This window comes from Klebsiella sp. BIGb0407, assembly GCF_024807845.1.
GTDB lineage: Bacteria > Pseudomonadota > Gammaproteobacteria > Enterobacterales > Enterobacteriaceae > JGM124.
In genome coordinates, this window is sequence record NZ_JANUEQ010000014.1 from 40857 (window position 1) to 47446 (window position 6590).

Here is a 6590-nt window from a genome sequence, read left to right on the forward strand (position 1 = left end):
GGTCCATGCCGCCCGTCTGGTGTTGTGCTTATTTCGCGTTAATAGGGTCTAACCAGCCCCATTTATCTTCAGTTTCACCGGTAAATAAGCCGAAGAACGCATCTTGAATACGTTTGGTGACCGGGCCACGACGGCCTTCACCGACCTGGATACCATCCACGCTGCGTACTGGCGTGATTTCTGCTGCGGTTCCGGACATAAAGACTTCATCAGCAAGATACAGTGATTCACGGGACAACACTTGCTCACGCACTTCAATACCCAAATCTTTAGCCAGTTTAATGATGGCATCACGGGTAATACCCGGTAAGGCAGAAGAAGTAAACGGCGGAGTAAAGACTACACCATCTTTAACTTCAAACAGGTTCTCACCCGCCCCTTCAGAGATATAGCCATGAACATCCAGAGCAATCCCTTCCTGGTAACCATGGCGGCGAGCTTCGCTACCAACCAGTAATGAGGAGAGATAGTTACCCCCAGCTTTTGCTGCGGTAGGGATAGTATTTGGTGCCGCACGGTTCCAGGAAGAAACCATCGCATCAATACCCTGCTCCAGCGCCTCGGCACCCAGATAAGCGCCCCACGGGAAAGCGGCAATAATAACATCTGTGGTGTAGTCAGCCGGAGGGTTAACCCCCATACCGACATCGCCCACAAAGACCAGCGGGCGAATATAAGCGCTGGTCAGGTTGTTTTTACGTAGTACAGCACGACAAGCTTCCATCAACTCGTCGACGCTTTGTGATACCGGGAAGCGATAGATTTTGGCTGAGTCGCGCAGGCGCTGCATATGTTCGCGATGACGGAAGACTACCGGTCCTTTGTGAGAGTTGTAGCAACGGATACCTTCAAATACGGATGTTCCGTAATGCAAGGCATGTGACATAACGTGGACTTTTGCGTTTTCCCACGGCGTCATTTCACCGTTGAACCAGATGTAGTCAGCTTTTTTAGTTGTCATGCTTCTCTATCCTTTTACGCTCAGGCGCGAATTTGTTGTGATGTAAGTTGCTGAACTTCGATACAGGCAACATCAACCAGTTTGCTTAACTGGCTGAACAGCAGTTCTATCGAACGCGGGCTGGCAACAGTGAGCTCAATATTGATATTTTCAGGATTGGTGTCGGTCACCATATTCATGGAACAGATCTGAAAACCGCGGTGACGTACTACACGTAATATGCGTTCTAACGTTTCCGGACGGAAGCGAGCCTGCAAGGCAAGTTGATGTTGCATCATGATTCTTTCTCCATCATTTGTGCGTTACTGGCACCTGGCGGTACCAACGGCCAGACATTCTCATACTCATCAATTGAGACATGAAGTAAGTACGGGCCGTCACTATTGAGCAGAGTATCAAGCGCGGCTTCTACCTGGTCTTTACGAGTAATACGCTGGCCTGGAATATCAAAAGCGCTGGCCAGCGTAAGGAAATCAGGGTTATCAGAAAGATTAGTTTCGCTATAGCGTTCAGCAAAAAACAGCTGTTGCCACTGTCGAACCATACCTAAACGCTGGTTATCCAGTAACAAAATTTTCACAGGCAGCTTTTTACGCTTTACGGTTCCCAGCTCCTGAATATTCATCATGAATGAACCATCTCCGGAGACACAAATCACCGTATCCTCAGGCCTGGCAACTTGAGCCCCGACTGCCGCAGGTAAACCAAAACCCATCGTGCCCAGACCACTTGAAGTGATAAAGTTTTCCGGACGGGTAAAGGTCATATGCTGCGCGGTCCACATTTGATGCTGGCCGACATCGGTGGTGATAACACATTCCTGAGGTTTACGTTCAGAAAGTTGTTTGAGCAATAAAGGGGCATAGATAGGTTCACCGGGGTGATCATAACGCCATTCATTTTCTGCTTTCAGGGTGGCCACTTGTTGCTGCCAGTCAGCAATCTGTAACGGCTGTTGCAGTGCAGGTAATAACTGATTCAGCGGACCTTGTAGCGCCACGTGAGCCTGACGTAACTTACTCAGTTCAGCAGGGTCGATATCCATATGGATAACTTTCGCGTGGGGAGCAAAAGTATTCAGTTTGCCGGTAACACGATCGTCAAAACGCGCGCCAACCGCTATCAGTAAATCGCACTCCTGTACCGCCAGGTTTGCAGCTTTAGTACCGTGCATGCCTAACATACCGGTATAGAAAGGGTGCTCAGGCGGAACCGCCCCCAGCCCTTTAAGGGTCACCGTGGAAGGTATATTGGTCACAGCAATAAATTCACGCAGGGCCGGAACCGCTTGAGCCATACCGACGCCACCGCCGATATACAGCATCGGTTTTTGTGCGCTCGCTAATAGGCCTCGCGCTTGCTCAATCTCTGCTTCAGGCAAAAACTCATCATCAGCGACAGTGGATAACCAGGCTTCAAAATCACCGTTAGCAAGTTGGATATCTTTAGGAATATCAATCAGAACAGGACCAGGACGACCGCTACTGGCAATTTCAAAAGCTTCTGCGATAACCCGCGGTAGCTCTTCAATCGACTCAACCAGGAAGCTGTGTTTAGTACAGGCTAAAGAGAGGCCTAAAACATCCACCTCCTGAAAAGCATCGGTGCCCATCAGTGGCGCGGCTACCTGGCCTGTCAGTGCGACGACCGGAACGGAATCTAACATTGCATCAGCCAGGCCGGTTATCAGGTTGGTGGCACCAGGCCCGGATGTCGCAATACATACTCCTGTTTTACCGGTGGCACGCGCATAACCTATCGCTGCGATAACGGCGCCTTGCTCATGGCGACACAGTAGATGTTCCACACCACCGTCATACAATGCATCGTATACCGGCATGATTGCGCCGCCTGGATAACCGAAAACTGTTTCAACACCCTGCGCTCGCAACGCATGTACCACCCATTGCGCACCATTCATAGTTAGTTCCCCGTCTCATTACCAGAGAAACAGAATTTTATGCTACTGAACATAATCTGCCCTCATATTAAATTCTTTGTCCAAAAAAAAAACCCCGGACCTTTCGGTGCGGGGTTCTTTTCGATTAAGACTTGATTTTTAAGCCTTTCTTTCTCCAAGTGCAGCCCCGCACGGTGGGATAATAATCACCACAATGCTAATCACGACTAGGCTAATCACTCGTAGTAGGGCTGTCATTTTTTGTACTTTCTATCATCTTGCTCGAAGTAATACCTACAGAGTTATCACAGAATCAGATATGAACACAAGATTTTTTTATAAAAAAACTGAGCGAAAGAAAGCAAATTTACGAAAAACACGTTGAATTTAAAAACAAAAAATGACGATGCAGAAAATTTATCAAATCAATCAATAAACGAATTTTTACTCAGCATCAGATAAAAAAATTATTACCTCTGAACATCGCTCTCAAAAAAAAGATAACAAAAGATCAGGCTGTAAAATTTATTAGCACTCTGTTCAGTTATATAAAATGTATGATTTTTAATCGCCCTGGAATACGCCATGATAAATTTTTCATGGAGGAGATATGTCTCTGTCAGTTATTCATACCCGGGCAGCATTAGGTGTCAGTGCCCCCTTAGTTACAGTAGAAGTCCATATCAGCCGCGGATTACCCGGCCTGACCCTGGTGGGACTGCCAGAAACAACGGTCAGAGAAGCCCGTGACCGGGTACGTAGTGCCATTATAAACAGTGGCTATACCTTTCCTGCCCGTAAGATAACCATTAACCTGGCACCGGCAGATCTCCCGAAAGAAGGGGGGCGTTACGATCTCCCTATTGCGATTGCGCTCCTCGCAGCTTCTGAGCAGCTCAGCACAACGATGCTGGCACAATATGAGTTCGTGGGTGAGCTAGCGTTAACAGGCGCGTTACGTGGCGTATCAGGAGCAATATCAGCAGCCCTTGAAGCCCTGAAGGCGGGTCGAAGTATTGTCACAGCCACAGATAATGCCGCCGAGTTAGGTTTGATAGAACAACCCGGCTGTTTAGTAGCGCAACATTTGACGGAAGTCTGTAGCTGGCTTGAAGGCAAAAGTCAGTTAACCCGCCCGATAGCGCCGCTCTATTCTCACCCTCCTTCAGAAAGTGACCTGAACGAAATCATTGGCCAGAGTCAGGGAAAGCGTGCACTAGAGATAACGGCCAGTGGAGGGCACAATTTACTGCTGATAGGCCCCCCCGGAACCGGGAAAACAATGCTAGCCAGCCGGCTTAATACTCTTCTTCCACCGTTAAGCAACACGGAAGCGTTACAGAGCGCGGCGATTCTTAGCCTGGTACAACCTTCACTTTCCTGGCGTCAGTGGCGTCAGCGTCCATTCAGAGCCCCTCACCACAGTGCTTCATTAAACTCCATGGTAGGGGGTGGCAGTATTCCCCAGCCAGGTGAAATTTCTTTAGCGCACAACGGTGTACTGTTCCTCGATGAACTTCCAGAATTTGAACGCAGAGTTCTGGACTCATTACGCGAGCCCATAGAGTCGGGAGAGATCCATATCTCCCGAACGCGTGCAAAGATAACTTACCCCGCCAGCTTTCAGCTAATTGCAGCTATGAACCCAGGACCCACCGGTCACTATGAAGGGCTTCATAATAGGGCAACGCCGCAACAGACCCTGCGTTATCTGGGCCGCCTGTCAGGGCCCTTCCTTGATCGTTTTGATTTATCTGTTGAGGTTCCATTGCTGTCGGTCGGTACACTGAGTCAGTCTCAGCACCGCAGTGAATCCAGCCATGAAGTAAGAGACAGGGTCATTGCCTGCAGAAACCATCAGCTAGCAAGGCAGCATAAGCTTAATGCGTTACTCAGTAATCATGAGGTTCGTGAATTCTGTCAGCTTGAGCAGAATGATGCGCTCTGGCTAGAGGAGACTCTGGCAACACTGGGCTTGTCAGTGAGAGCCTGGCAGCGGTTGTTGAAAGTGGCACGAACGATTGCGGATATGCAGCAGGAAAAAGATATTCTCAGGGTGCATTTACAAGAGGCGCTTGGGTATCGGGCAATAGACCGGTTGCTTTTGCACTTGCAGCGTCTGGCAGGATAAAGCAATGATGTGACTTGTCGATGAATACGATAAAGGGGGCTATCGCCCCCTTTATTTAGTCGTCGCTGTCGGTATAGTCTTCAACAGCATCCATCTGCGGCTTGCCGCCAGAAAGAGTGTGAAAACGCTTTGGACGTTTGATACGCGACATATATTTGCTCCAGACGCGCTCTGCTTCTGTCACAGGTTCACGCTGACCACGACACACTGCAACAAACAGAGTTTCCTCTTCTGTTCCAGGTTCGCGTTTGCCAAGATCCAGCTCATTAAACGCAACACCATGACGCTCTAATAACTGAGCTTCTTTGATGGTGAAATCGCCATGTCGGGAGAATCCACGCGGATAATGTTTATTATCGAAAAACCGATTAGTTGTCGTAAAGCTCTCCGCCATCCTGCACGCTCCTAATTCTTTTGGTCTGGCTGTTTATGGCGCGGAGTATTAGTTACGCTTGACAGAGTGTAAAACAAAATATTTAAATCATAACGACAAATTTTTTTTGGAGAGGGTCATGGATAGCGAGCTACTGAAAACATTCCTTGAAGTGAGCAGAACACGACATTTTGGTCGTGCGGCTGAAACACTGTATTTGACGCAGTCTGCCGTTAGTTTTCGTATTCGACAGCTCGAAAATCAGCTCGGTGTAAATCTGTTTACGCGCCATCGTAATAATATACGACTGACCACTGCTGGGGAGAGGTTATTACCTTACGCCGAAAATTTAATGAATACCTGGCTTGCTGCTAAGAGGGAAGTCTCTCTGACCTCACAGCATAATCAGCTCAGCATCGGAGCCAGTTCCGCGCTGTGGGAATGTATGCTAACGCCCTGGATTTCTGTTCTTTATCAACAACATAAAGACTTTCAATTTGAAGCCCGCATTGCATCACGTCAGTCGTTAGTTAAGCAGCTTCATGACCGCAGACTTGACTTATTATTGACCACTGAAGCGCCGAAAATGGATGAATTTACCAGCCAGTTATTGGGGAATTTTAATCTTGCTCTTTATGCTGGCAGCCCAAAATGTGACCGGGATCAGCTGGCCTATGTACGCATAGAGTGGGGGGCTGACTTCCAACAATATGAGTCTGAATTTATTCAGAACGATGAAATCCCCATCTTAACGACCAGTTCTGCAACTCAGGCATGCCAGTTGATTCCGGCGTTAAACGGCTATGCTTTCCTGCCTGTTGAGTGGGCACAGCTGCAAGAAACTGTTTATCCGCTGGCTAATTCTGGCCTGCTTTCCAGGCCTCTGTACGCTATCTGGCTGCAAAATACCGATAAGCAAAGCATCATTAAATCGTTACTGAAGACACCATTATTAGCGCAGTAATGCGCTTTTTTTCAGCAAATAATCGGCAGGAGGTGGTTTATGACAGACGAAAAAAAACCTTTGCTTTCGCAAAGGTTTTTTAATCTGGCAGGGGCGGAGAGACTCGAACTCCCAACACCCGGTTTTGGAGACCGGTGCTCTACCAATTGAACTACGCCCCTAAAAGGGTGGCGGAACGGACGGGACTCGAACCCGCGACCCCCTGCGTGACAGGCAGGTATTCTAACCGACTGAACTACCGCTCCACCGAATTACTTTACA

General features: G+C 48.4%; 7 protein-coding genes and 2 tRNA genes. 2 read left to right on the forward strand and 7 right to left on the reverse strand.

What is annotated here, in order from left to right; genetic code table 11:
* Positions 1 to 28: 28 nt before the first annotated feature.
* The 4 genes from ilvE to ilvL form a co-directional block, all read right to left on the reverse strand.
* Positions 29 to 961 carry a branched-chain-amino-acid transaminase gene (ilvE, locus tag M2387_RS24935; RefSeq protein ID WP_259053442.1) on the reverse strand — a complete coding sequence of 311 codons (933 nt, stop codon included), beginning with the start codon at positions 959 to 961 and terminating at the stop codon, positions 29 to 31.
* Positions 962 to 981: 20 nt separating this feature from the next.
* Positions 982 to 1239: an acetolactate synthase 2 small subunit gene (ilvM, locus tag M2387_RS24940; RefSeq protein ID WP_259053445.1), complete on the reverse strand. Its 258-nt coding sequence runs from the start codon at positions 1237 to 1239 to the stop codon at positions 982 to 984.
* A complete protein-coding gene (gene ilvG / locus M2387_RS24945; protein ID WP_259053447.1) occupies positions 1236 to 2882 on the reverse strand; it encodes an acetolactate synthase 2 catalytic subunit in 1647 nt (548 codons plus the stop codon). The genes ilvM and ilvG overlap by 4 nt, the downstream gene beginning before the upstream one ends.
* A gap of 138 nt (positions 2883 to 3020) precedes the next feature.
* Positions 3021 to 3119 (reverse strand): ilv operon leader peptide, encoded by a 99-nt coding sequence (gene ilvL, locus M2387_RS24950; protein WP_211993704.1) that lies wholly within the window; start codon positions 3117 to 3119, stop codon positions 3021 to 3023.
* 352 nt (positions 3120 to 3471) lie between these two features.
* On the opposite strand from ilvL, the gene M2387_RS24955 reads away from it, so the two are divergent.
* Complete coding sequence (locus tag M2387_RS24955; protein ID WP_259053450.1) at positions 3472 to 4992, forward strand: YifB family Mg chelatase-like AAA ATPase; 1521 nt, start codon at positions 3472 to 3474, stop codon at positions 4990 to 4992.
* A gap of 55 nt (positions 4993 to 5047) precedes the next feature.
* Here the strand turns inward: M2387_RS24955 and M2387_RS24960 are convergent, their stop codons facing one another.
* A complete protein-coding gene (locus M2387_RS24960; protein ID WP_259053452.1) occupies positions 5048 to 5386 on the reverse strand; it encodes a MaoP family protein in 339 nt (112 codons plus the stop codon).
* A gap of 118 nt (positions 5387 to 5504) precedes the next feature.
* On the opposite strand from M2387_RS24960, the gene hdfR reads away from it, so the two are divergent.
* Positions 5505 to 6329, forward strand: a complete 825-nt coding sequence (gene hdfR, locus M2387_RS24965) for an HTH-type transcriptional regulator HdfR (RefSeq protein ID WP_259053454.1) — start codon at positions 5505 to 5507, stop codon at positions 6327 to 6329.
* Between the two features lie 85 nt (positions 6330 to 6414).
* Here the strand turns inward: hdfR and M2387_RS24970 are convergent.
* Positions 6415 to 6490 (reverse strand) — tRNA-Trp (locus M2387_RS24970).
* A 7-nt stretch (positions 6491 to 6497) separates the two neighbouring features.
* Positions 6498 to 6574: transfer RNA gene (locus tag M2387_RS24975), tRNA-Asp, on the reverse strand.
* Between the last annotated feature and the right edge of the window lie 16 nt (positions 6575 to 6590).